Source organism: Actinomadura sp. 6N118 (assembly GCF_044326415.1).
Taxonomy (GTDB): Bacteria; Actinomycetota; Actinomycetes; order Streptosporangiales; family Streptosporangiaceae; genus Spirillospora.
Genome location: NZ_JBIRAZ010000014.1, coordinates 11745 through 34696, shown reverse-complemented (window position 1 = coordinate 34696; position 22952 = coordinate 11745). Strand labels below are relative to the sequence as shown.

The following is a 22952-nucleotide window of genomic DNA, read 5'->3' as shown; positions in this document are numbered from 1 at the left end:
GCACGTAGCGACCAGTTTTCAGGACTGGTGGTGTCTATCCATATGAGAGGGCCACCAGGAAGAGGGAGCTGAACATGCGAGGGATCCCGCCGGCTGGGGAGTCTGACGTCTCGGCTTACGCCGAGCGTGCGGCCGAGGATCTGCTGGCGCTGGCGCGGGGAGGCGATGGTGAGGCGTTCCGCGGGTTGGTGGAGCCGTACCGGCGTGAGCTTCAGGTGCACTGCTATCGCATTCTCGGCTCGGTGCAGGACGCCGAGGATCTCGTTCAGGAGACCTTGCTGGCGGCGTGGCGCGGGATAGGCGGCTTTGAGGAACGTGCGTCGGTGCGGACGTGGCTGTATCGGATCGCGACCAATCGCTGCCTGAACGCGTTGCGGGCCGTTGCGCGTCGTCCGCACGAGTCTCCGGCCTACAAACCGGAGGTTGTGTTGCCTGAGCCGTCGCGTCGCCGAGCGGAGCCGATCTGGCTGGAGCCGTATCCCGATGTGCTGCTGGACGAGGTCGTCGATCAGATGCCGGGGCCGGAGGCGCGGTACGAGGTCAGGGAGTCGGTGTCGCTGGCGTTCCTGGCGGCGTTGCAGCAGTTGCCGCCCCGGCAACGGGTCGTGTTGGTGCTCCGGGATGTCCTGGGGTTCCGGGCGGCCGAGGTGGCGGCCATCCTCGACACGACTGAGAACGCGGTGACCAGCGCGCTGAAACGAGCACGGGGGACGCTGGCAGATGAGCTGCCGGGCCCCGGATGGGAGGATGCTCCGCTGCCGGATTCGCCGCAGGAACGCCGGGTTGTGGATGGGTTCGCTCGCGCGTTCGAGGCCGGGGACGTCGACGCGGTCGTGGCGATGCTGACCGACGACGCGTGGTTGTCCATGCCGCCGTTGCCGCTGGAGTACCACGGTTTGGAGGATGTACGGAATTTCCTGGCCACGACCGCGCTGCGCAGTGGTCGCCGACATGTGCTGATCCCGACGCGGGCGAACGGCCAACCGGCATTCGCCTGCTATGTACGTGATCCGCGGACGTCGATCCTGCGCGCGCACGGAGTGCTGGTCCTGACTCTGTCCGGCGACCGGATCTCCGCGCTGACCCGGTTCGTGGACAACTCACTTCTGGCAACGTTCGGGTTTCCCCGGTCGCTACGCGCCTAAGTGGTGGTGTACGACCTGCCCACCAGACACCCATGACTTGGAGGACACCCATGACCGCTGAGCTGAAGGCCCATGCCGACAGGCTCCGCGAGCTGCATCACCGCGATGAGATGCTCGTGCTGCCGAACGTGTGGGACGCGGCCAGCGCCGAGATCGTGGCCGAGGCCGGATTCCCCGCGGTCGCCACCGCCAGCGCAGCGATCTCAGCGATGCTCGGATACCCGGATGGCGAGGGCGCGCCTTGGCAGGAGATGTTCGCCGCAGCCGGACGGGTGGCCCGGGCGGTGCCGGTCCCGGTGACCGTCGACGCCGAGGCGGGATACGGCATGGAGCCGCGGGAACTGGTGGACCGGCTGCTGGAGATCGGCGCGGTCGGCTGCAACCTGGAGGACACCGACCACCGCGCGGGCGGACTGGTCGAGGCCGGTGCGCAGGCCGAGCGGTTGGCGGCCATACGGTCCGCCGCCGAAGGCGCCGGGGTCCCGATCGTCATCAACGCCCGCGCTGACACCTTCTTGCCGGCATCCGGAGTGCCTGAGGAGGAACGAGTCGCCGAGGCGGTACGTCGAGGTCGCCTTTACCTGGAAGCCGGGGCCGACTGCATCTATCCGATCGGCGTTGGCGACGAGCAGGACATCGCCCGTCTGGTCGCCGACGTGCCCGGGCCGATCAATGGCAACACCAGACCGGGAAGCCTGGACCTGGCCAAACTCCGTGAACTGGGCGTGGCGCGCGTCTCTTATGGCCCCCGGCTCTATCGCGAGGCGTTGGCCGGCCTGAGGGCCGCAGTTCAGGACCTGCGGCCCTGACCCTCGCGTTTGGCCACCGTCGTGGTGACGGCCGCAAGGGGACCCATCTCCAGTTGCTTGCATGATGAAAGCGGTTAACCCTAGGCTACTTGCATGATGCCAGCAACTCTGGAGTTGGGCCCCCCCCGAGCGGACCGCCATCGCCGCCTTGCCTTCCGTGGAGGAGAACTGATGCGTGAAGTGCCGGGCAGATTCGACGGCCGGGTGGCCGTGGTCACGGGCGGCGGGAGCGGCATCGGCCTGGCGACGGCGAGCCGGCTCCATCGGGAGGGCGCCCGGGTCGCCATCGCGGGCCGGGACAAGCAGCGACTCCACCAGGCCGCCGCCTCGATCGGCGAGGACGTCCTCGCGATTCCCGCCGACGTCGCCAGGCCGCAGGAGATCGACCAGTTGCTGTCAGCCGTCGCGCAGGCCTACGGCCGGATCGACGTGCTGTTCGTCAACGCCGGTCTCAAGACGTTCCGGCCGTTGCCCGACACCACCGAGGAGTTCTTCGACGAGGTCTTCAACGTCAACACCAAGGGCGCCTTCTTTACGCTGCAGAAGGCGGCCCCGCACCTCAACGACGGAGCCTCGGTCATCTTGTGCGGCCTGGCGCGGGTGGATCCGGCCTGGCGCAGGCCGGGGACCGGCGTCTACACGGCGTCCAAGGCCGCCCTGCGGTCGTTCGCCCGTTCGGCCGCGGCCGAACTCGCCCCGCGCGGCATCCGGGTCAATACCGTCAGCCCAGGCCCGATCGACGTGCCGAGCGCCCCCCATCTGCAACCGGAGGCTCTGGCCGACCGCTTGCACCGGATAGCCGACGCCACGCCCATGAAACGCCTCGGCAGGCCCGAAGAAGTGGCTGGCGTCGTCGCCTTCCTCGCCTCCAGCGACGCCTCGTACGTCACCGGCCAGGAGATCACCGTGGACGGAGGCATGTCCTGAGCCCTGCCACTCGCCGGCACAGATGAACCTCTGCGGGGGTGGCAGGCGTAGAACCGGGGAGGGATCTTCGTTTGCCCGGTGTGGCCGGGGAGTGGAAGGAGCTGCATCGAAGATGGGTCTCTTTGGCCTGAGGGCCGGTGCGATTCCCGTTCGGACGGTGCCGGTGGTGATCGCCGGCGCTTTCGTCCTCTCCATGGGGACGGCCGCGTCCGCCGGGTCGCCAGGCGCCCCGGCACGCGCCGCGCCCGGGGACGCGGACAACGTCGCACGGCTGACCCGCCAGATCAAGGCGCTCGAAGCGGCGTCCGGCGGACGACTGGAGCAGTTGCGCGACGCCCGCCTGGACGCCGCCACCTCGCTGCGGCAGATGCAGACCCTAGGCGCGGACCTTGAGCAGGCACAGGGCGAGGTGGCCACGCTGGCGGCCTCGCAGTACATCAATAACGGCATCGATCCGTCCGTTCAGGTGCTGAGCAGCGGAGATCCGCGGCAGATGCTCGACGGTGCGACGCTGGCGGCGCAGTTCGCCGAGACACGGGCTGCCAGGGTCAGGCAGATCGCGGCCCTGCGAGGGCAGCAGGAACGGACGCGCCTCGAGGCCGAGGCCAAGATCAAAAAGCTGGGATCCGACATCCGGGAGATCGCCGGTCAGAAGGAGCGGGTGCGCGCTCTCCTCAAGAAGTTCAAGCCGGAGTCACCGATGGTCGGGTCCGGTGGCATGACTCCGCGGATGGTCCGGGTGCGCAATGAGATCGAGGCGGAGCTCGGGCCGTTCCTGACGATCGGGTGCACCCGGCCAGGTGATCCGCAGGACCACGGCACCGGCCGGGCCTGCGACTTCATGGAGAGCACGGGAGGCAGGGCGCCGTCCGCCGACCGTGTCGCCCACGGTGACCAGGTCGCGGCCTATGCGATCAAGCACGCCGGGCGGCTCGGGATCAAGTACGTCATCTGGCGGCAGCGGATCTACGACATGCGCAACCCCGGCTGGCGGGCGATGTCGGATCGGGGGAGCATCACGCAGAACCACTTCGACCACAATCACATCTCCGTCTTCTGACGGGCCGCCGACCGTCTTCTGGCGGCCGCCGACTGGGCGCGACGTTCAGCTCCACGGCGGGGTATTGCCGGGCCCACGGGACTATGCCAGCATGTGCTGGCACGGTTGAGATCCTGTCGACTCCCCGCGTCAGGAGTGGTCGTGGTGACCCGAATCCCGCGCCGTCGTACCGTGGACGTGACCGCACGACGTCGGGAACCCTGAGGTTGAGCAAGGACGGCACGGTCCTCGCCGAAACCACGTTCACCCCCTTGAGGGGCAGCTCCTCCGTGCGAGCGACTTTGCCGCCCGAGGCCGCCACCTACACCCTCTTCAAGTCGTTCGAACGGACGAGCGCCGTCTCGCCCAAGGTCGAGTCTCTCTGGACGTTCCGTTCGGCACGGCCGGAGTCCGCCGAGCCCCAAGCGCTGCCCCTGGCCCCCGTCCGGTATATGCCCGCCGGGCTGAACGACGGCAACCAGGCGCCGAAGGGCAGGCCGACGGTGCTCCCGGTCTGGGTCGAGCGCGCCCCGGGCGCACCCGCCGCGGCGCCGAAGTCGCTCAAGGTGGAGGCGTCCTTCGACGACGGCGCGACCTGGCGCCCCGTCCCGTTCGCCGGAAAGCCCGGCATCGGGGTGGTCACGGTCACGCCCCCGGGCACCGCGTCGTTCGTGTCGCTGCGCGCCACCGCCGTCGACCAGGTAGTCCAGACAGTCGTCCGCGCCTACCAGTTGAGGTGACTCGCCGCGTTCTCTGCGACTGCGCTACTCGGTGGTCAGGGTGGCGTCAGGAACGACTGGACTGTGGCGGTGACGACGCGGCCGGCTTGGTTCGCCTCCAGGCGGCCACCGCGTGACTCTTCTGTGGCGGTGACCAGGACCGAGTGAATGACGCTGACCAGCCAGGTGATCGGGAGGTCGGTGCGGAACGTCCCTTCGTCCTGACCGCGGCGAATCAGGGCCTCGACGCGTTCAGCGGGGGCGGCGTGGAGTTCGAGAATGCGTCCGGGTGGCAGCGTGCCCTGGGCCGCTGCCAGCAACGCCGTGGACTCGGCTGTGAGTGACCAGCTGGATTCGAGCAGCCGGGACAGCGCCGCCTGGGCGTTTCCGCTGAGGTCGACGGCTGACAGGACCTTTTCACCTTCGCTGAGTGCGTCGATCAAGGCGGCTTCGATCAGCTCCGCGCGTGTCCGGAAGTGGCCGTAGAGCGTCATCCGCCCCACGCCGGCGGCCTTGGCGATGTCGTCGGTACTCGCGTTCGGATCACCGCTCAGGCTCGTGCGAGCTGCGGAGACGATGCGGGCGATGTTGCGTTCGGCGTCAGCGCGCCGGCGCGGTCCGGTGGAGGCGGTAGGCATGCTCCGATCTTAACTCGTACGGGAATATACGTGTTACGCTCACCGCTAGAAGTCGTATACGCACATACGAGTTATGGCGGGAGCCCCTCGATGACACACAAGAATCCCGACGCATCCGCGCAACACCCCTCGCCCCATCCACTGCGATGGCGCATCCTCGGCTTCCTCGGCATAGCGCAGCTGATGTTGATCCTCGACATCACCGTCGTGGCCATCGCGCTGCCGCACATCGAGACCGATCTGGCCCTCAGCCGCCAGGCCGTGACGTGGACGGTCAGCGCCTACACCTTGGCGTTCGGCGGCCTGATGTTGCTGGGCGGGCGGGCAGCCGACCTCTTCGGCGCCAAACGCGTCGTCCTCACCGGCTTGCTGATCTTCACCACGGCGTCACTGGTGACCGGCCTCGCCGACGAGGCGGGCCTCCTGCTGGGCGGCCGCATCGCGCAAGGAGTCGGCGCGGCGCTGCTGTCTCCGGCGGCCTTGTCGCTCGTGGTCGGTCTCTTCGACGGTGACGAGAGGAACAAGGCGCTCGGCGTCTGGTCCGCGCTCGGCGGTGGCGGCGCGGCCCTTGGTGTGCTGGTCGGAGGACTGCTCACCGCCGGTCCGGGCTGGCCATGGGTCTTCTACGTGAACGTGCCGATCGGACTGGTCATCATCGCCTCCCTCGCGCGGATGTTGCCGAACCAGACCGCGCCCGCGCCCCGGCCCCGGCTGGACATACTCGGCGCGGTGCTGGCCACCGCCTCGTCCGTCGCCTTGATCTACGCACTCATCCGCGCCGGAGACCACGGATGGCTGACCGCCACCAGCGGGTTGCTCGTCCTGGGCGCCGGGATCGGCTATCTCGCCTTCGTGGCGCGGCAGAAGACCGCCAAGTCGCCGATGATGGACGTCGCGCTGCTGGCTCGACGGCCCGTGACCACCGGCACGTTCCTCATCCTGATGGCCACCGCATTGATGATCGCGGTGTTCTTCCTCGGCACGTTCTACTTCCAGCACGCGCGAGACTACGGCGCGCTGCGAACGGGCCTGCTGTTCCTCCCGGTCGCTGTCGCCACGATGGTCGGGGCCAACCTGACCGGCCGGGCCATCGGCAGGCTGGGAGCGCGCGTGCTCGCCGTGGCCGGGCTGCTCGCCGCCGCGGTCGGCCTGGCCCTGCCCGCACTCGCGATGGAGCCCGCCATCGTCGCGATCGGCACGGCGATCGCCGGTGCCGGGACGGGCGCCGTCTTCGTGGTCGCGTCGGCGACCGCGCTCGGACAGGTGGCCCCGCACGAAGCCGGGATCGCCTCCGGCATCGTCAGCACGTTCCACGAGTTCGGCGCCTCCGCTGGAGCCGCCGTCATCTCCAGCGTCGCAGCGGCCAGCCTCGTCAGCGACACACTCTCCGGGTTCACAGACGGCTTCATCCTCGCCGCGGTCGCCGCCACAGTCGCGGCCCTCGTAGCCGCCGTCTTGACTCCTGGCATGCCTGCGCACGCTGAATCGTGACGTTCATCAAGGCTGAGTGGCCAAGGCTCAGCAGCCACGACTCAGCGCAACGTGTGGTAGACGACGCCTTCAAGGGTGTCATCGGCGTAGGCGGCCGCGTTGGTCAGATGGCCGTTGTAAGGGCCGACCTTGGTCACCGTACGGCCGTCCCTGAGCACGATCTGCAGGCCGTGCTCAGGCTCCCAGTCACACTCGCACTCCAGTGAGACATAGACGTGCCGGTCGCCATGGGAGTCGCGGCTGATGGTCGGTGCGTCACCGAACTGAATGTGATCGAACACGGTGTCCGGGCCCTCGATCTCGACGTACCAGTCGTCATCACCGGCGTCCACGACGTCGTCCATGATGTCGCGGTAGTACGCGAAGATCGAGGGCGCGGCCGCAACCAGCGCCGATCGTTCGAGTGCCAGGAACGCGCGGATCGCAGCGTGGAAGTCTTCGGGCGCGGGATCCTCGTCGTAGCCGTCGACGATGACGCGGCAGAGCACACCGCCCAGCGCCGGCACCGGCACAGGTTCGCTCTGATACCAGCCGAGGTCGATGTCCTTGACGACCTGGCCGAAGCCGGGAATCTGCATGCCGCCAGGGTACGGCTTGACAGTGGGCGGTCGCGGTCAGCGTGCGTGCCACCAGTGTCCGTGCCATCAGTGTGCGTGCGGCATGGCGCTCATCTGCGGCTTGCCTCCCGGAACAAGGACGACAGCGAGGACGGCTGCCACGGCTGCGGCGATCGCCGTCGCGGTGTAGGCGTCGGTGAATCCGCCTATCGATGGCGCGGCGCTCAGTCCGGCTGCGGCGAGCGTGGACGCGGTCGCGACGCCGATGGCGCCGCCGAGTTCGTGGAAGGTGTTGATGACGCCCGAGGCCAGGCCCTCTTGCCCGTGTTCGATGTGGGCGAGGGCTGAGGTGGTGGCGGTGACGAAGACGGGTCCGACTCCGGCGGCGGCGATGACGAGTCCGGGCAGCAGCCCGGTGTAGATGCCGCCGTCTGCGGAGAGCTGGGTCAAGAGACCTGTGCCTACGGCGACCAGGGCGAGGCCCGTTGCCGCGACGGCTCGGGTGCCGACGATGCTGACGAGCCGTCCGGCCAGGTGTGCGCCGACGCCGGTGGCCAGCGCGGCGGGCAGGAACAGCAGGCCCGTCTCCAGCGCGCTGATGTGGCGCAGGTGCTGGAGGTAGAGCGAGCCGAGGAAGAACAGCGAGATCAGCAGGCCTGAACCCGCGAGCATGAGGAACGCGCCCACGGCGACCGGCCGCCGCGCCAGCATCCCGACGTGCATCAGGGGTGTGCGCGTCGCTTGTTCGATGCCCGCGAACGCCGCGTACAGCACGACCGCGGCGGCCAGCGGGATCAGTGTCCCGGTGTCGCTCCATCCCTCGTCGCCTGCGGTGACCAGGCCGTAGATGAGCGCGGCGGTGGCGGCGGTCACGGTGACCGCGCCGAGGAAGTCGATGCGCGGCCGGTCCCGGTGAGCGTGGAGAACGGCGGGCACGGTCGCCGGCAGGGCGGCCAGCACGGCGATGCCGACCGGCACGTTCACGAAGAAGACCCACCGCCAGCCGGGTCCTGCAGTCAGCACGCCGCCGACGAGGACCCCTGCTGCGAACCCGATCCCGCCCAGGCCGGCCCACACGCCGAGCGCCTTGTTGCGCTCCTCGCCGTGGAAGGCCGTGGTGATGATCGCCAGGGCGGCGGGGGAGAGGAGCGCCGCGCCGATGCCCTGGGCGACGCGTCCGCCGATCAGCAGCGCCTCGTTCTGCGCCAGTCCGGTGGCCAGCGAGGCGAGCGTGAAGACCGCGAGGCCGGTGAGCGCCATGCGCCTGGCTCCGAAGAGGTCGGCCAGCCGCCCGCCGAGCAGCATCAGCCCGCCGAAGAACAGTGTGTAGGCGGTGACGGCCCAGGTGAGCGTGGTGCGTCCCAGTTCGAGGTCGGTTCCTATGTCGGGCAGCGCGACGTTCACGACCGTGACGTCGAGGATCAGCATGAACTGGGCGACGCTGATCAGGGCGAGCGCCGTCCAGCGGCGCGGCGCATCAGCCTCTGGCGGCGCCGCCGCCGGGTGGTGCGGGGTATGCGAAGGATGAGACATCGATGACTCCTAACCCAAACATGCGTGTTCGGCTTATATAAACCCCTGGAGGGGTATTAAGTCAAACAGCCTTGTTCGCGATGTGGGTATGATCGACCGCATGGCACAGAGCAGTGGGCAGGCCGTGGCGCGGCGCGGTGGTGGGCGCAAGAGAGCCGACGCCGAGCGCAACATCACGTTGATCCTCTCGGCGGCGACCGAATGCCTCACCCGGGATCGCAACGCGTCCATGAGCGACATCGCCAAGGCGGCGGGCCTGGGACGGGTCACGCTCTACGCGCACTTCGCGTCCCGGGAGGACCTGCTGCGGGCCGTCCTCGCCGAGACGATCGCCGAAGGGACGGAGGTCATCACGGCGGCCTTGCCCGAGGAGGGGCCGCCCGCCGAGGCGTTCGCGCGGGTGATCCGTTCCTGCTGGCCGTTGTTGAGCCGCTTCGGCAGCCTGCACGCCGCCGCGCAACGCGCGCTACCGCCCGAGGAGGTACGCGGGTTCCATGATGAGCCGATGGCTCAGGTGGAACGGCTCATCGCCCGTGGCCGGGCGGAGGGCGTCTTCCGTGCCGACCTGCCGCTCGAATGGCTGGTCACGTCCGTGTACACACTCCTCCATGCGGCCTCCGACGACGTCGCCGACGGGCGACTGGCAGGAGAGGACGTCGGAGAGATCCTCGTGAAGACCCTGCTTGGCGTGCTCAAGGCCGACTAGGGCCAGACAGCGACCGGCGCTGTTGGAACGGTCACTCTCGGCCGTCGGGTGGCACCTGGCGGGACTTCGTGCGGCGTCGGGGCCCTCCCGAAGGAAGGGCCCCGACAATAGGCCTTCAAGAATCGCCGCGCCTTAGCGTGTGCTTCGGACTTCGGCTTCCTCAGTAGCGGGGACTTCGGCGGCTGCCTCCTTGGGCGTTCGTAGGGTCAGGGCGGCCATGGCGGCTCCGGCCAGGGCGACGATGGCTGCGCCGACGAAGGCCGCCTGGAATCCGTCGGTCAAGGCGGGAAGGTCGCCGAGCTCGCCGGCGCCTTGAGAGGTGGCGATGGCGGTCATGGCGGCGAGACCGATGGCCGAACCGACCTGATAGGTGGTGTTGACGATGCCGGACGCCAGCCCGCTCTCCTCCGGCGCGACCCCTCCGATCGCGGCCATCATCGCCGGGATGAAGGCCAGGGACATGCCGACGGCGGAGATGAGCGACCCGGGCAGGACGTCGGTGAGGAAGCCGCCGGAGGGGCTGATGGCCGAGAGGACGCCCAGGCCGCCGGCGAGGACGGCGAGGCCGGTGGCGATGAGCGGCTTGGTGCCGAATCGGCCGATGAGCCGTCCGGTGACGCCGACCATCAGGACCATCATCAGCGCGGTCATCGGCACCAGCGCCGCGCCGCTGGAGAACGCGCCGTACCCCAGGACCTGCTGCAGGTAGAGATTGAGGAAGTACCACATCGGGATCCAGGCGGCTCCCAGCAGGGTCATCGCCAGGTTGGCGGCGGCCAGGTTGGGTGTGCGCCACACGCGCAGTGGCATCAGCGGGCTGCGCAGCGCGCGCTGGATACCGACGAACGCGACCAGGAGCAGGACGGCTCCGGCCAGCTCCAGCAATGTCGACCCTGCTGTCCAGCCCTTGTCGGGGGCTTGGACGATGGCGTAGACCGCCAGGGCGAGTCCGCCGGTCACGGCTGCGGCGCCGGCCAGGTCGAGACTGCTGCGGCGACCGGGAACGGCGGGCAGCAGAGCGGGAACGACCGCGAGGGTCAGCAGGCCGATGGGCACGTAGACCACGAAGACCCAGGGCCAGCTCAGCCACTCGGTGATGACGCCGCCGAGGAAGACGCCCGCGGTGCCGCCCGCGGGCGCGGCCGCCCCGTAGAAGGCCATCGCTTTGGGGAGTTCCTTGGGCTGTCCACTGAACAACACCATGAGGAGGGTCATCGAGGACGGCGCGATGAGGGCCGAGCCGACCCCCTGGACGGCGCGTCCGGCGATCTCGGTGCCCGCGCCTGTGGCGGCTGCGGCGATCACGGAACCGGCGATGAGGACGACCCAGCCTGCCGCGAACACGCGGCGGGCGCCGAACAGGTCCGACAGACGGCCGCCCAGCAGGAGCAGCCCGCCGAACGCGACGACGTAGGCGTTGAACACCCATTGCAGGCCGCCCGTGCTGAAGCCCAGGTCACGCTGCATTTCTGGAAGGGCCACGCCGATGATCGACGTGTCCATGATCACCATGAACTGCGCCCCGGCGAGGACCGCGAGGGCCCACCAGCGGCGGGGGCGGAGGGAAGACATCAGGGGATTCCTTTCGGACGACGGCAAGCCGCTTGCGCGGCTAGAGAGTCGAAATCTGGTAACCGGCGCCTTCGACGGCCCGGTGAATGTCGGTGTCGGACGCCGACCCCGAGACGGCATCGGCGGTATTGGCCTGACAGGTGCACATGCGAATCTCCCTCCATTTACCCCTGGGGGGTATATGTGATGATCCGGGAAGATACTCCATCGGGGTATGCGTCTGTCAAGTCCCTACGTCGTTCCCATTGCGGGACTGCTCTCGGCCTGCGCCATACGATGGCTGCATGGCAGAGCGTGATCACCCTTCGCCTCCGGTCGTCCACCGGCATGAGTGGACTCCTGACCGGAAACAACTGGAGGCGGCGAGCTCGGTGTTCGCCCTTCTGTCCGACCCGACGCGGCTGCACTTGTTGTGGCTGCTGGCTGAGGGGGAAGCCGATGTCTCCGAGCTCATCGCGGCCAGCGGGGCGGCCAGGACCGCCGTCAGCCAGCATCTGGCCAAGCTCCGTCTCGCGGGCTTGGTCGAGTTCCGCAAGGAGGGGCGGCGGGTGGTGTACTCCCTGCGTGACGGCCACTTGCGAGGCCTCGTCATGGAGGCCCTGAACCACGCCGATCACCGCATGACCGGCGAACCCTGGCACTCCTGAATCGATTGCCTCGCCGGTGCGGGAATTCCTCTCGGACCTTCGCCGTTCGTCATGTGCGCAAGTACGCACATATGAACGAGAGTCTCGGACGAGAGGGCAAGGTCATGTTCTTCGTGCTCCGCAACCGCACCTACCGGCATCTGTTCGCCGCACAGGCCATCGCCCTGGTGGGCACCGGCCTGGCCACCGTGGCGCTGAGCCTGCTCGCCTATGACCTGGCCGGGGCCAGCGCCTCCGCGGTGCTCGGCACCGCGCTGGCCATCAAGATGGCCGCCTACGTCGGCATCGCACCGCTGATCGGTGCCTATGCCGACCGCCTCCCACGCCGGACCCTCCTGGTGGCCACCGATCTCATTCGCGGCGGCGTCGCCTTGGCCCTGCCGTTCGTGACCGAGGTGTGGCAGGTCTACGTGCTGATCTTCCTGCTGCAGTCGGCTTCGGCAGCCTTCACCCCGACGTTCCAGGCGACCATCCCCGAAGTGCTCCCAGCTGAGCGCGACTACACCCGTGCGTTGTCGATGTCGCGGCTGGCCTATGACCTGGAGAGCCTATTCAGCCCTGTCCTGGCCGCCGGACTGCTCACCCTCATCACCTACAACTGGCTGTTCTTCGGCACCGTGGTCGGCTTCCTGGCGTCAGCGGCCCTCGTCGTATCCGTCGTCCTTCCCAAGCCGGTGCCCGTTCAGCGCAGCGGCGGCGCGTTCGCCAAGGTCACCTATGGCGCCCGGCTCTTCGGAGCCACGCCGCAACTGCGGAGCCTCCTGGCGCTGAACGTGGGAATCGCCGCCGCCGGCGCCATGGTCATCGTCAACACCGTCGTCCTCGTCCGTGACCACCTGGACCGCGCCGCCGGGGACGTCTCGCTGGCGTTCGGCGCATTCGGTGCCGGGTCGATGGCGGTCGCCCTGCTGCTGCCCCGCGTGCTGGACAGGCTCAGCGACCGCACCGTGATGCTGCCCGCAGCGGGAGTCCTCTTCGCGGTCCTGGCAGCTCTCACTGTCGGCCTCGCATTGGACGTCAGGTCCTGGCCGTCGCTGCTGATCACATGGGCCGTGCTGGGCGCGTCCTCGGCGGCCGTGCTGACCCCGACCGGCAGCCTGATCCGCCGTTCGGTCCCCTCGGCCGACCTGCCCGCCGCGTTCGCCGCACAGTTCTCGCTCTCCCACGCCGCCTGGCTGCTCACCTACCCGCTGGCCGGATGGCTGGCCACCGAGTTCGGGATGACGGCGGCCGCCGCCGCCCTCACCACGATCGGCTTCCTCGCCGCAGCAGCAGCCTGGATCCTGTGGCCGGTCAAGGCGACGATCCACCCCGTCACCACCCCCTTGACCACACCAACCCACCAACCCACCAAAGAAGACACAGCCCTCGCGGCCTGACACCCGATCGCCTCTTGGGCGGATCGCATCCGGCCCCGGGGCGATGGGGTCCTGGACTCAGGCTGAGAGGTCCTGGCGGGCGTAGCGTTCGACGAGGACGGGGACGAAGTCGCGGATGGGGTGACCGTCGAAGCGGCTGTGGATGGAGCTGATGGTCTCTGTCACTTCCTCGGGGTCGCGGTCATGGCCGTAGATCGTGAGCAGACGGTGGGTGACCTCTTTCATGGCTGCGGTCTCGCGGGCTTCTGCATCCATGTCGGTGATGTTCCCGGGGCGTGCCGCGCTCAAATATCGCCAACCGTGTTTTTCGGGGCGAATCAGGCGAAAAGGGGGGTGGTGATGCCACGCTGCGCCGCTCAGCATCGTGCTGCGCGGCGCAGCGCGCCGTAAGGATCAAGCCGGCGGCTCACCCTGGAATTTGGCGATGATCCGATCGGCGGTCTGTTCGGTCCAGGCGATCCGGCGACGTATCCTGGCTCGCCCCGCATGGGGCCGGGGCCCAGGCATGGCGGCGGGAATGGCGAAATCACCGGCTGCGTTCTCGGCGAGCTTGCTCAGCCGACCGGCAGCCTGAGCCAGTTGAGCGAACAACTGCCGCTCAGTGAATTCGGTCGGAGCGGTCAGCGCCGACGAGAAGAGAGCCTCAATCTCGGCAACTCTAGCCCCGAGTGTCAGGACGTCGGGAGTTGCATTCTTATGGTCCCCCATCGGGCACCTTCCCCAGGAGTTACGCGTTCACCATCTATGGGCGGCCATGGCGTGGAAGACCTGCTCTGCAGAGCATGTCGTGCTACCGCCCGTTCGCACTCCTCAGGCGGCGCCGTCGATCAGTGTCCGTCCCATGGAATGCCGAAAGGCACGTGTTGAGGCTCAATTCGTGGAGCTTCGTGGCCGCATCAACGAACAGAGCGCAGGAATGGCGGCGTCGACTTCGGCGCGAGCGGCCGATAGAACCGAGTCACCGTACGATCCTCTGAGATCATCAATGCGGTCGCCTCCCGGTCATATGGACATTAGAGGCTCTGAACGTATTCAGGTTCCCAACGCTTGCTCGCTCGCGCAACTGTATTTTCTGCACGCTGGCCAAAGGCGGCACAGAGACGTCCGCGGGGGTGCGGGAAATCAGGAGGAGGAGGAGTTGGCGTTCTGAAGGCGACCACCCAGGCGGCTGCGCAGGGGCTGGAGCAGTTGCGGGGTGGAGACGACGATCCACCGTGTGCCGATCAGGTAGGAGCCTCCGTACATCTGGGAGTGCCGCAGCCAGTCCTGCTGGCCTTTGTCGGAGTCGAACGTGTTGAGCATGTACTTGCCCGTGGGCGTCACGCAGACGGCCTGACGGTAGTCGGCGGGTCTGCCGCGCAGTGAGGGCGTGCATCCCATGATGGCGGCGAGTTGCTCGATGCTCATGAAGGGGGGCGGGCCCGACCGGGCGCCGATCGGCGCGGCGGACGTGCTCGACCGAGCGGATGTCGAACGAGGCTCATCGCCGGAGCAGCCGGTAACGAGCGAAGCAGCCAGTCCCGCGACCAAGGTGACGACGACTGTTCCTCGCGGCCGACAGCGAATCACTACATGCCTCCAAGCCTCGGCGGTCTGGCTTACACCCCAGGTACGGATCTCGCCGCCTCGTTCGTTCGACGAAATCCGCGCAATTGGCGGGCGCCTGCCTAGGGCCGTCGCCATGCGTGGATGCCCTTCGGCGCCCGGTCGTCCCGGACGAGGCCGACCGCCGACAGTTCCTTTTCCAGGAGCTCGTCGGAGATCACGTGGCAGTCGAACTCGGCGGTCTCCTCTTGGAGCAGCCGGGTGTTCTCCCAGGTCCGGTAGGTCATCACCCAGCGGATCATCGTGTCGCCGATGACGTCCGCACGTGACACGGTGTCGTACCAGTGCCGTCCGAGTGCGCGGCCAGGGACGACGGTCGTCGGGACGGCGGCCGCGGTCTGCGGGAACTGGGCCTCCATGACCAGCAACCCTCCGGGGCGGAGTGCGGAGGTCCACTTCTGCCAGAGGCGGGCCCGGGCTTCCTCGTCGAAATGCATGATGAGGTTGAAGAGCACCACCGCGTCCAACTCGACGTCGATCCGCGCAGTGAGCGCGTCCTCCGGAAGCACAGTGACGTTGGCGTCGGGAAGCCGCGACAACCGGCTCATGAGGGCCGCACGCATGATGCGGGCCGGCTCGACCGCGAAGATCTCGGCGTCCGGGCCGAGCAGTCCGGCCAGGCTCTCGGTGAAGGTTCCGGTGCCGGGTCCGATCTCCGCGACGGCGCGAGCTCCGGGCAGGAGTTCGTGCAGCGCGGCGTTCAGCATGTCACGGATGGGCGCGGGGAAGATCAGGTCGTAGTACGGGGCGTTGACGGCATAGCCCAGTCCGTCGTCGGCGCGCGCGGCCTCGTTCATCGAGCTCCCTCCCGAGTGGCATAATGAAAACCGTTATCGGTATCATCGCACGCCTCCGATCAGAGAGGGCGGACGATGGCCGTTCCCAAGCGCAAGAAGTCCCGTAGCAACACCCGCAAGCGCCGAGCCCAGTGGAAGGCGTCCACGCCGGACCTGGTGCCCGTCACTGTGGCGGGCGAGCAAATGCTGGTCCCGCGCCGCCTGGTCCGCGCCTACCAATCCGGCCTCATCCGCCCCTGAGAGTCACCCCCTGATGGCCGGTGATTTCCTCGTTCGGGCTACCGCGATCGCTATGAACCTTCATTCATCTGCGGATGTCCGGCCTTGGAGGCTGCGGGCCAGGTCGGTGAGGACCGCGATGAGATCGTCGGCGGAGGTGTCGGCCAGACCTGCGACGGTCTCGTCCGCGAGATCCCGCCACAGCTCCTTCATCCGCAGGATGACTTTCTCGCCCTCGTCTGTCAGCCGTACGACGTTGGCGCGCGCGTCTTGGGCGGCGGGGGTGCGGCTGACCAGCCCCGCCGCCTCCAGCTTGCGCACCATGAGAGTGATGCTGGGGGGTTCGCAATCCGCTCCGGCGGCAAGTTGTCGCTGAGTCTGTGGGCCCTTGGCGCTGAGCAGGAACAGTACGGCCTCGTGTCCGGGATGCAGACCCAGCTCTGCGAGCTTGACGGCCGCCCGCGCCCGGTGTTTGAGGGCGATGGTCCGGATTGCTCCGTTCAGTGAGTCGGCCCGTTCGAAGTCCACCAGGCCTCCTTGCGCGCGAGTGATCGTTAGGCGTGCGCGCCAAACGTTACGCGCTTAATCAAGTCTACTGCCGCGGATGTAGCCGTTCACCAGCATGGGCAGCGACGCGTCGAGGCCGACCGCGTTCAGGACGCCCTTGTCGCGGGGGTCGGCGATCGTGAAGCCGTTGGCCGCCATGCTCGCCACGATGACCCGGGCGTTCGGCGAAACGGCCTGCCGGTAGGCCCGGAGAGCCTGTGTGGGGTGCTGCCAGGCGCCTGCCCAGCTCTCGTTGTCTGTGAGAACCAGGATCCCGTCGACGGCGAGCCCCTCTCGCTGCGCCCACTGGAACGGCAGCGACAGATCGGTGCCGCCGCCCGACATCCGCCACGTGCCGATCTCCCGCAGGTTGGTACGGGCGGTCACCCGCGAGCGGTACACGCGGGTGTCGACGTCGATGACGTGGCAGTCGCCGCCCTCGATGCGGTTCATGATGACCGCCATCGCGTTGGCGACCTCGTAGCACGACCCGAGCGGCGACCCGCCGATCTGCACCTGCTGGAGCATCGACCCGGACGAGTCGATCGCGATCAGCAGACGCCGGCCGGATGGCTGGATGTGGTCGAAGCTCAGCTCGTAGGCCGCCTCCAGCGCGTCGAGGATGGCCGGGACCGGCTGCCAGCGCTGCTGCTCGGCGCGCCGGTGTGGCTGTGCCAGGCCGGACTTGTAGACGCGCAGCGCGAGGAACAGGTCCATCGGGTGAACGCGTGCTTTGGCCAGAGCCTCGGCGTCGGTGAGCCGGGCGGCTGCCCGCCGGGTTGAGGAGTGCAGCGGAACGAGCGCGCGGATACGGGTCATGCGAGCGAGGTTCCGGATGAGCGCGGTCATGCCGATCGTGTCGATGAGCGCGTCCCACACCTCCGGGTCGCTGAGGACCGCGTCCGGGAGGAACTCCCACGGCACGCCCCGGTGACGCACGACCTCGGCTGCCTGGGCCGCTGTGGTGACGGCCTGGGCGGTGAGGAAGTCGTCGATCGCACGGACGTGCCCGCGGGCTTCGGCGTCGTCGACGTTCCCCGCGATCCATCCCAGCAGGGCGCGCCGCTGCGGGCTGTCGGCCTTGGGATGAGCGATGCGCAGCGCGTCCCGCAGCGCGAACGCCTCACCGGCAGGGGTCTTGCGCTGCCGCGCCTTGCACACCCGCCAGGCGACCTGATCGACGTTCTCGGACAGGAACCAGGACGCCAGCGCAGTCCGCATCGCACGGCCGATGACCGGCGCGGTGCCGCCGCCGATGGCCTTGCCACCGAGGTTCTTGTAGTAGCCGAAGAAGGAGGCGAGGTGGTCGGTGGTGCGGGCGACCTCGGCGAACGAGGCCTTGACGGCCTGCCGGGTGCCGGCGTCGCCGCGGGCGGCTGCGGCGGCGAGGACGAACAGCGCGGGGCGGTTCTTCGGCGCGCGCGGCGGGCGGGCCGTCGAGACCTCGGTGAGCAGCTGGACCGTACGGACGCCGTCGGCCGCGATCGCATCGAAGACGACCTGGGCGTTGTCGGCGGTGAGCTTGTCCTCACCGATGTAGTACGTGCCGCCCGTGGTACCGAGGATGAGGAAGTCCTCCAGGCGGGTCCACAGGTCCTTGGCGAAGACGTAGCCGCCGGCGCTGTTGCGGACCTGCTCGGCCTCGCGGCCGGGGATCGGCTGGGTCTGCGGCGTGGCGAGGGTGGAGACGGCTGCCAGGGGATCACGGGCCATCGTCGGCCTCCGGGAACGTTCGACCCGCCGCGCGGCGACGGATGTGTGGTGGGTCGGGCTGGACAGGTGAGGGCGGATGTGGGGATGACCCACCGGGTTTTTTAGACAGATGCTCTGCCGTTGAGCTACGCCAGGCCAGGCCCGGCGACGGGACTCGAACCCGCAACCCTCTGCTCCCGATAACCGACGGATCTTCGACCCGCCCTCGTGCGTCCAGCTCCGTGCGTCGGGCCAGGTGCGGACACGGTCTTCGACCCGCGCCCGCACCGAACCCGGCGCGCTGATCAACGGTAACCCGCTCCACAGCACCAACGCACGCGACTTTTCCGCGGTCCGCAACGCGCTCGAATTGAGCGGGTCCGCGGTCAGCCGGTTCGAGGCTCCGGATCAGTCGATGGTGATCGCTGAGGCTTGTCTCGATGACGGACTGCGATCGCGACGATATTCCCGGTGCTTGTCGGCTCCCTTCGGGAGCCGGTGCGGCAGGAATTCTTTGCCGGCATGGTTGCCGGCCTGTGAGTGAGGTGCGGTGCCTCGGTCGGCGATCCGCGCTGAGGTGATGGTGAGCTCGTAGTGAGCCCACACCATGGCGGCGTTGGCCAGGCGGCGGGCCGTGGCGTGGATGAGATGGACCTCGGACAGAACGGTGACGATCAGCAGGATGGGTGCGCCGTGGTCCATGTCGGCCGCTATCGGGGCGGAGGGCCAGACCGCCAGGCGCAGGCGACGGTCGTCGATCACGCGCAACTCGCCCCAGTCCGGCACACAGACACGTGGTTGCCCGCCGGCCGCGCAGGTGATCATGACGATGGGGTGTTGACGTGCTTGTGAGCTGCTGATCGCCTTAACGGCGGTTGAGAGCATGTCGGGCGAGTTTGTCATCGGCATGTCCGCCTTACGTCGAAGGATCGGCCGGCTCGCGGGGAGTGCCCGAGCGGATCACTGCGTCGATCCGCTCGGAGGAGAAGCACCCGTGCTCACATTGAACATGTATTCGATAGTAGTCGAGGGGTCTGACATTCGCACGGCCTGGGGCGCGACAAGAGTGCGTGCCGCTCGGGTCAGATCAGCTCGCCGGCGGCCAGGTAGACGCCGAGCTCCAGGCGACTGCGCGCGCCGAGTTGCTCCATTGCATGGCTGACCTGGCGCTGTACGGTGCGTGAGGAGATATTGAGCGCGTTGGCGGTGGCCTGGTCCGTCATGCCCGTCGCGAGCTGCCGCAGGATGGTCACCTGGAGTTCGTTGAGGCGGGTGCGGGCGGGCGGAAGGGGGAGTGAACGGTCCCATTCGCCGTCGAAGAGCGCGATCAACGGGTCCAGTTCGGGGGCCTGGATCGCCAAGCGGCCGAGCGGCAGTTCACCGTTCTTGGCCAGGGCCTTCTTGCGGTCGACGATGAGGAGGAAGGTGGAGAACCTCTCGCCGAGGCGGATCTCCGAGGTGGCGGCCGATGGACGGTACTGGACGCGGCAGGGGCGGGAAACGACGATCCGCGACCGTGCCGGGGTGCGGAAGTAGGCGTTGCACAGCGGAGCCTGGCATGCGGGAAGGAGCGAGAGGATCTCGTTCCGCGCCGTGGCGAGAAGTGCGGTTATCTGCTGCTGGTCGTGTGCCGACAGGTGCATGCGTTACCTCGTCTAGGGAGCTTGGCAATCACCGACTCGGCATTGCAGCGGGGGTGGAAAATGCAATGCCCTTCGACGTTACCGATGCACCCCTTACGGTGCCCTAACCGAGGCTCTGACCTATTTGTCGTGCTTACCTACTTTGAAAGTGGGGAATCGGTCTCCAGCAGGTCCGCCGCCTCCGCGCGCGCCGCGCGCGCCGCGTCGTGGTCTCCCGCAGCATCGTGGGCATCGGCCAGGGTACGAAGTGTCGTGGCGAGGAACGAGACCCAACCCCGGCTGCGCCACACCGCGACGGACTTCTCGAGGCACGCGACGGCCCCCGGGACATCGCCCGCCGCCAGGTTGAGCGCGCCGAGAAGGGCAAGGGACTCGGCGAGGTGGTGCCCGAAGTTGCCCGCGTGACTGTAGGCGAGTGCGAGTTCCACGGTCGGCCGTGCCCGCTCGTCGCCCAGCGCCGCGAACAGCTTCCCGAGATAGATCAGCGAGAAGGTCTCCAGATAACGGTCGTCGAGCTCGCGGGCCATGGTGATCGACCTGTTGAGGAGTTCCTCGCCGGTGACGATGTCGCCCGTCAGCGCATGGGCCGCGCCGAGGAACTGGACGATCGTGGCCACCAGGCGGGGATTGCCCAGCAGGTCGGCGAGCTTGTGGGCCTGTTCCAGACACGGGAGTGCCTGCTGGGCGTTGCTCTCGCCGTAGGCCACGGCCTTCAGTTGCAGGCCCCTGGCCTGGCCGGCCAGGTAGTCGACGCTTTCGGCGAGCTGTACGGCCTGGTCCGCGGTGGCGAGGGCCTGTTCCTCGTCGCCCTGTGCCACCTGGCCCCAGCCGATGGCCGTCATCGCGTCGACCATTCCGCGCGGCTCGTCCAGTTCCTCGAACAGCCGCAGGACCCGCTCCGCCATGTCGCGCATCGTGGCCATGGCGGGCCCCGTCCGCTCGGGCGATGTCCAGGTGGTGACCTCCAGGAGACCACGGAGAAGGACGGCCTCGCCCCGCTTGTTCTTGGTCGCACGGCAGAGCCTCAACGCGCGCTCGTGCGTGTGCCGCCAGTCGTCGTACACGCCTCTGACGTCGCAGTACTTCTCCAGGCAGGCGGCCAGGTCCCAGGCCAGGTCGTCGAGCCGCAGGTCGCACGCCTGCCGGGCGGCGGCGACCAGCGCGGGCAGTTCGGCGGTGAACCAGAGCATCGGATCGGCCAGCAACCGTGCGGCGGTCGCCGGCGGCAGCGGCCAGCGCGGCGCGGTGCCGTGCATGGCGGCGTAGGCGGGCCCAGGGATGCGGTCGGCGGCGCGTTCGGCCAGCCACAGCCAGGCGCCGAGGGCCCTGCCGAGGGCCGCGGTGCGCTGCCGCGACGCGTCTTCGGCGGTCGCGCAGGTACGGGCGTAGAGCCGGACCAGGTCGTGCATGCGGTACCGCAGCTCGCCGACGGCGTCGGGACCGACGACACTGACGAGCTGAGCGTCGATCAACGTCTCCAGGTGCGGGCGCGTCTCGTTCAGCGGAATGCCGAGGAGGGCCGCGACCGTCCAGGCCGCGAAGGACGGCGCGTCCAACAGCCCGATGATCCGGAACGCCCGCTGGGTGGCGGGCGGAAGCGGCCGGTAGCTCAGCTCGAAGCTGGCCCGCACGCCCAGGTCGCCGACGGCCAGCTCGTCCAGCCGGCCCCGCTCGTCGCGGAGCGTCTCGGCCAGATGCGCCAGCGTCCAGTCCGGGCGGCCGACCAGCCGGCCGGCGACGATCCGTACGGCCAGCGGGACGTACCCGCACAGCCGGGCGAGCTCCACCGCGCTGTCAGGTTCGGCCGCGACGCGCCGCGAGCCGACGACCCGGGCCAGGAGGTCGACCGCTTGCGGCGGCGACAGGACCTGCAGATCGAGCAGTGTCGCGCCCTCCAGCCCGGTCAGGCGGTTGCGGCTGGTGATGAGCACCGCCGCGTCCGGGGACCCGGGCAGCAGCGGACGTACCTGCTCCTCGTTCGCCGCGTCGTCCAGGACGATGAGGACCCTGCGCCCGGCGACCCGGCTGCGGAAGAGCGCGGTGCGTTCGGCCAGCGTCGAGGGAACGCCGGAGCCGCTCATCCCCAGCGCGCGCAGAAACCGGTCGAGCACCTCGGCGGGCTCGACCGGGACGCCGTCTCCGTCGAGGTCCGCGTAGAGCTGCCCACCGGGGAACGCGGCGGTCAGCATGTGGGCGACGTGCACGGCGAGCGCGGTCTTGCCGATGCCGCCCATGCCGGCGACCGTCGTGACGGCCACCGACCGTGCCCTCCATTCCTGCCTGTCCGCAGGGTCCACCAGGCTCTCGGCGATCCGCGCCACCTCGTCCGCGCGGCCCGTGAAGTCGGGGACGTCGGGCGGCAGCTGGGCGGGGACGGGGAGGGGGACGCCGGCACCCGCTGCGGTCGCGAACGGCTGGGTCCGGGCGAGTATCCGCAGATGGGCCTCCTGGACCTGCCGGTTCGGCTCGACCCCGAGCTCGGTGATGAGCCGCTCGTTCAGCCGCCGGTAGGTCTCCAGGGCCGCGGCGTGCTGGCCGCCGGCCGCGAGCAGCTCGATGAGGGCGGCGTGCAGCGGCTCGTCGAACGGGAGTTCCTGCGCCAGCGAGCTGACAGCGTGGATGACCGGCTCGATCCGTTCCACGCGCGGCGCGAGGGCCGCCAGGTTCATCACCGCCTCGCGGACGTCCCTGTCGATCGAACGCACCAGGATGTCGTCGCGGTCGAGATACTCCATTCCGGCGAGCACGGGCCCCCGGCGCAGGTCGAGCGCGGAGCGCAGCAGCGAGCTGCGCAGCTCGGGGTCCTCGGCCGACCGCGCCCGGCCGGCCAGCGCCCGGAACCGGTGCAGGTCGAGGTCGGTCGCGGGGATCGCAAGCCGGTAGCCGTCCTGGTGATCGATCGACGGCCGGCCGTCACCGACCTGTCTGAGCCACTTGCGCAGCCGCGACACCCCGACGTGCACGGACTCCCGGCTGGTCATCTCGGCCCGGTCGGACCACACCAGCCGGGTGAGCCGCTCGGTGCGCAACGGCTCGCCCTGCGCGAGCAGCAGGGCGCCGAGCAACCCCTGGAGGACCTGGGAACGCGGCAGCGTCACGGGTTGCTGCCCGACGCTGACCGAGAGCCGCCCTAGCACCTCGAACGACATGTGCGACGCCGGGTGCGGCTCCGTTGAACGTGTTGCCAGCAAAGGCTGCGGCACCTCTCTCGACAGGACGGCGACTCCACCGGGCCGGGCCTCCACCGGGCCGGGCACTGTCGGCGCAGGGCGGCCGGGGCGCCGTCCC

23 protein-coding genes are annotated in these 22952 nt (G+C 68.9%); 10 read left to right on the top strand and 13 right to left on the bottom strand.

The window, feature by feature from the left end:
• Positions 1–74: 74 nt before the first annotated feature.
• The 5 genes from ACH34W_RS32470 to ACH34W_RS32450 all read left to right on the top strand — a co-directional run bounded on the left by ACH34W_RS32470 (position 75) and on the right by ACH34W_RS32450 (position 4660).
• Positions 75–1145, top strand: a complete 1071-nt coding sequence (locus tag ACH34W_RS32470) for a sigma-70 family RNA polymerase sigma factor (protein ID WP_395964959.1) — start codon at positions 75–77, stop codon at positions 1143–1145.
• A gap of 50 nt (positions 1146–1195) precedes the next feature.
• Complete coding sequence (locus ACH34W_RS32465; protein WP_395964958.1) at positions 1196–1954, top strand: isocitrate lyase/phosphoenolpyruvate mutase family protein; 759 nt, start codon at positions 1196–1198, stop codon at positions 1952–1954.
• Positions 1955–2125: 171 nt separating this feature from the next.
• The gene (locus ACH34W_RS32460) at positions 2126–2881 is read left to right on the top strand and encodes an SDR family NAD(P)-dependent oxidoreductase (protein WP_395964957.1); all 756 of its coding nucleotides are present in this window, start codon (positions 2126–2128) and stop codon (positions 2879–2881) included.
• Positions 2882–2993: 112 nt separating this feature from the next.
• Positions 2994–3941, top strand: coding sequence for a hypothetical protein (locus ACH34W_RS32455; RefSeq protein ID WP_395964956.1), 948 nt, complete (start codon positions 2994–2996; stop codon positions 3939–3941).
• 206 nt (positions 3942–4147) lie between these two features.
• Positions 4148–4660: a hypothetical protein gene (locus tag ACH34W_RS32450; protein ID WP_395964955.1), complete on the top strand. Its 513-nt coding sequence runs from the start codon at positions 4148–4150 to the stop codon at positions 4658–4660.
• A gap of 35 nt (positions 4661–4695) precedes the next feature.
• Here ACH34W_RS32450 and ACH34W_RS32445 read toward each other — a convergent pair whose 3' ends face one another.
• Entirely contained in the window at positions 4696–5277 is a 582-nt protein-coding gene (locus ACH34W_RS32445) for a TetR/AcrR family transcriptional regulator (RefSeq protein ID WP_395964954.1), read from the bottom strand.
• 90 nt (positions 5278–5367) lie between these two features.
• On the opposite strand from ACH34W_RS32445, the gene ACH34W_RS32440 reads away from it, so the two are divergent.
• Positions 5368–6768 carry an MFS transporter gene (locus ACH34W_RS32440; protein WP_395964953.1) on the top strand — a complete coding sequence of 467 codons (1401 nt, stop codon included), beginning with the start codon at positions 5368–5370 and terminating at the stop codon, positions 6766–6768.
• A gap of 41 nt (positions 6769–6809) precedes the next feature.
• On the opposite strand, the gene ACH34W_RS32435 is transcribed toward ACH34W_RS32440, so the two are convergent.
• Entirely contained in the window at positions 6810–7346 is a 537-nt protein-coding gene (locus tag ACH34W_RS32435; protein ID WP_395964952.1) for a DUF6985 domain-containing protein, read from the bottom strand.
• 66 nt (positions 7347–7412) lie between these two features.
• Positions 7413–8858 carry an MFS transporter gene (locus ACH34W_RS32430; RefSeq protein ID WP_395964951.1) on the bottom strand — a complete coding sequence of 482 codons (1446 nt, stop codon included), beginning with the start codon at positions 8856–8858 and terminating at the stop codon, positions 7413–7415.
• Positions 8859–8958: 100 nt separating this feature from the next.
• Between ACH34W_RS32430 and ACH34W_RS32425 the strand changes: the two genes are divergently transcribed.
• Positions 8959–9564, top strand: a complete 606-nt coding sequence (locus ACH34W_RS32425; RefSeq protein WP_395964950.1) for a TetR/AcrR family transcriptional regulator — start codon at positions 8959–8961, stop codon at positions 9562–9564.
• Between the two features lie 132 nt (positions 9565–9696).
• Here ACH34W_RS32425 and ACH34W_RS32420 read toward each other — a convergent pair whose 3' ends face one another.
• Positions 9697–11136, bottom strand: coding sequence for an MFS transporter (locus tag ACH34W_RS32420; protein ID WP_395964949.1), 1440 nt, complete (start codon positions 11134–11136; stop codon positions 9697–9699).
• A 284-nt stretch (positions 11137–11420) separates the two neighbouring features.
• Between ACH34W_RS32420 and ACH34W_RS32415 the strand changes: the two genes are divergently transcribed.
• Together ACH34W_RS32415 and ACH34W_RS32410 are read left to right on the top strand one after the other, a co-directional pair.
• Entirely contained in the window at positions 11421–11783 is a 363-nt protein-coding gene (locus tag ACH34W_RS32415; protein ID WP_395964948.1) for an ArsR/SmtB family transcription factor, read from the top strand.
• Between the two features lie 71 nt (positions 11784–11854).
• Positions 11855–13162: an MFS transporter gene (locus ACH34W_RS32410; protein WP_395964947.1), complete on the top strand. Its 1308-nt coding sequence runs from the start codon at positions 11855–11857 to the stop codon at positions 13160–13162.
• Positions 13163–13219: 57 nt separating this feature from the next.
• Here the strand turns inward: ACH34W_RS32410 and ACH34W_RS32405 are convergent, their stop codons facing one another.
• From ACH34W_RS32405 to ACH34W_RS32390, 4 genes are all read right to left on the bottom strand, one after another.
• Complete coding sequence (locus tag ACH34W_RS32405; RefSeq protein WP_395964946.1) at positions 13220–13417, bottom strand: three-helix bundle dimerization domain-containing protein; 198 nt, start codon at positions 13415–13417, stop codon at positions 13220–13222.
• A gap of 138 nt (positions 13418–13555) precedes the next feature.
• Entirely contained in the window at positions 13556–13870 is a 315-nt protein-coding gene (locus tag ACH34W_RS32400) for a hypothetical protein (protein ID WP_395964945.1), read from the bottom strand.
• Positions 13871–14284: 414 nt separating this feature from the next.
• A complete protein-coding gene (locus tag ACH34W_RS32395) occupies positions 14285–14569 on the bottom strand; it encodes a hypothetical protein (protein WP_395964944.1) in 285 nt (94 codons plus the stop codon).
• 260 nt (positions 14570–14829) lie between these two features.
• Entirely contained in the window at positions 14830–15564 is a 735-nt protein-coding gene (locus tag ACH34W_RS32390) for a class I SAM-dependent methyltransferase (protein ID WP_395964943.1), read from the bottom strand.
• Between the two features lie 75 nt (positions 15565–15639).
• Between ACH34W_RS32390 and rpmF the strand changes: the two genes are divergently transcribed.
• On the top strand, positions 15640–15804 hold the full coding sequence (rpmF, locus tag ACH34W_RS32385) for a 50S ribosomal protein L32 (RefSeq protein WP_395964942.1): 165 nt from the start codon (positions 15640–15642) through the stop codon (positions 15802–15804).
• A 60-nt stretch (positions 15805–15864) separates the two neighbouring features.
• Here the strand turns inward: rpmF and ACH34W_RS32380 are convergent, their stop codons facing one another.
• From ACH34W_RS32380 to ACH34W_RS32360, 5 genes are all read right to left on the bottom strand, one after another.
• Positions 15865–16311, bottom strand: coding sequence for a MarR family winged helix-turn-helix transcriptional regulator (locus ACH34W_RS32380; RefSeq protein ID WP_395964941.1), 447 nt, complete (start codon positions 16309–16311; stop codon positions 15865–15867).
• A gap of 54 nt (positions 16312–16365) precedes the next feature.
• Positions 16366–18042, bottom strand: a complete 1677-nt coding sequence (locus ACH34W_RS32375; RefSeq protein ID WP_395964940.1) for a TROVE domain-containing protein — start codon at positions 18040–18042, stop codon at positions 16366–16368.
• A 387-nt stretch (positions 18043–18429) separates the two neighbouring features.
• On the bottom strand, positions 18430–18846 hold the full coding sequence (locus ACH34W_RS32370; RefSeq protein WP_395964939.1) for a hypothetical protein: 417 nt from the start codon (positions 18844–18846) through the stop codon (positions 18430–18432).
• Positions 18847–19103: 257 nt separating this feature from the next.
• The gene (locus ACH34W_RS32365; RefSeq protein WP_395964938.1) at positions 19104–19664 is read right to left on the bottom strand and encodes a LuxR C-terminal-related transcriptional regulator; all 561 of its coding nucleotides are present in this window, start codon (positions 19662–19664) and stop codon (positions 19104–19106) included.
• Positions 19665–19801: 137 nt separating this feature from the next.
• A complete protein-coding gene (locus tag ACH34W_RS32360; protein WP_395964937.1) occupies positions 19802–22813 on the bottom strand; it encodes an AfsR/SARP family transcriptional regulator in 3012 nt (1003 codons plus the stop codon).
• Positions 22814–22952 lie beyond the last annotated feature (139 nt).

Excerpts from the sequence above, each read along its gene's own strand:
- ACH34W_RS32435 (WP_395964952.1), bottom strand. The coding sequence starts at position 7,346 with ATGCAGATTCCCGGCTTCGGCCAGGTCGTCAAGGACATCGACCTCGGC.
- ACH34W_RS32445 (WP_395964954.1), bottom strand. The coding sequence starts at position 5,277 with ATGCCTACCGCCTCCACCGGACCGCGCCGGCGCGCTGACGCCGAACGC.
- ACH34W_RS32375 (WP_395964940.1), bottom strand. The coding sequence starts at position 18,042 with ATGGCCCGTGATCCCCTGGCAGCCGTCTCCACCCTCGCCACGCCGCAG.
- ACH34W_RS32430 (WP_395964951.1), bottom strand. The coding sequence starts at position 8,858 with ATGTCTCATCCTTCGCATACCCCGCACCACCCGGCGGCGGCGCCGCCA.
- ACH34W_RS32390 (WP_395964943.1), bottom strand. The coding sequence starts at position 15,564 with ATGAACGAGGCCGCGCGCGCCGACGACGGACTGGGCTATGCCGTCAAC.
- ACH34W_RS32370 (WP_395964939.1), bottom strand. The coding sequence starts at position 18,846 with ATGATCACCTGCGCGGCCGGCGGGCAACCACGTGTCTGTGTGCCGGAC.
- ACH34W_RS32395 (WP_395964944.1), bottom strand. The coding sequence starts at position 14,569 with ATGAGCATCGAGCAACTCGCCGCCATCATGGGATGCACGCCCTCACTG.
- ACH34W_RS32415 (WP_395964948.1), top strand. The coding sequence starts at position 11,421 with ATGGCAGAGCGTGATCACCCTTCGCCTCCGGTCGTCCACCGGCATGAG.
- ACH34W_RS32470 (WP_395964959.1), top strand. The coding sequence starts at position 75 with ATGCGAGGGATCCCGCCGGCTGGGGAGTCTGACGTCTCGGCTTACGCC.
- ACH34W_RS32360 (WP_395964937.1), bottom strand. The coding sequence starts at position 22,813 with ATGTCGTTCGAGGTGCTAGGGCGGCTCTCGGTCAGCGTCGGGCAGCAA.
- ACH34W_RS32465 (WP_395964958.1), top strand. The coding sequence starts at position 1,196 with ATGACCGCTGAGCTGAAGGCCCATGCCGACAGGCTCCGCGAGCTGCAT.
- ACH34W_RS32365 (WP_395964938.1), bottom strand. The coding sequence starts at position 19,664 with ATGCACCTGTCGGCACACGACCAGCAGCAGATAACCGCACTTCTCGCC.
- ACH34W_RS32440 (WP_395964953.1), top strand. The coding sequence starts at position 5,368 with ATGACACACAAGAATCCCGACGCATCCGCGCAACACCCCTCGCCCCAT.
- ACH34W_RS32410 (WP_395964947.1), top strand. The coding sequence starts at position 11,855 with ATGAACGAGAGTCTCGGACGAGAGGGCAAGGTCATGTTCTTCGTGCTC.
- ACH34W_RS32455 (WP_395964956.1), top strand. The coding sequence starts at position 2,994 with ATGGGTCTCTTTGGCCTGAGGGCCGGTGCGATTCCCGTTCGGACGGTG.
- ACH34W_RS32425 (WP_395964950.1), top strand. The coding sequence starts at position 8,959 with ATGGCACAGAGCAGTGGGCAGGCCGTGGCGCGGCGCGGTGGTGGGCGC.
- ACH34W_RS32400 (WP_395964945.1), bottom strand. The coding sequence starts at position 13,870 with ATGGGGGACCATAAGAATGCAACTCCCGACGTCCTGACACTCGGGGCT.
- ACH34W_RS32460 (WP_395964957.1), top strand. The coding sequence starts at position 2,126 with ATGCGTGAAGTGCCGGGCAGATTCGACGGCCGGGTGGCCGTGGTCACG.
- ACH34W_RS32405 (WP_395964946.1), bottom strand. The coding sequence starts at position 13,417 with ATGGATGCAGAAGCCCGCGAGACCGCAGCCATGAAAGAGGTCACCCAC.
- rpmF (WP_395964942.1), top strand. The coding sequence starts at position 15,640 with ATGGCCGTTCCCAAGCGCAAGAAGTCCCGTAGCAACACCCGCAAGCGC.
- ACH34W_RS32420 (WP_395964949.1), bottom strand. The coding sequence starts at position 11,136 with ATGTCTTCCCTCCGCCCCCGCCGCTGGTGGGCCCTCGCGGTCCTCGCC.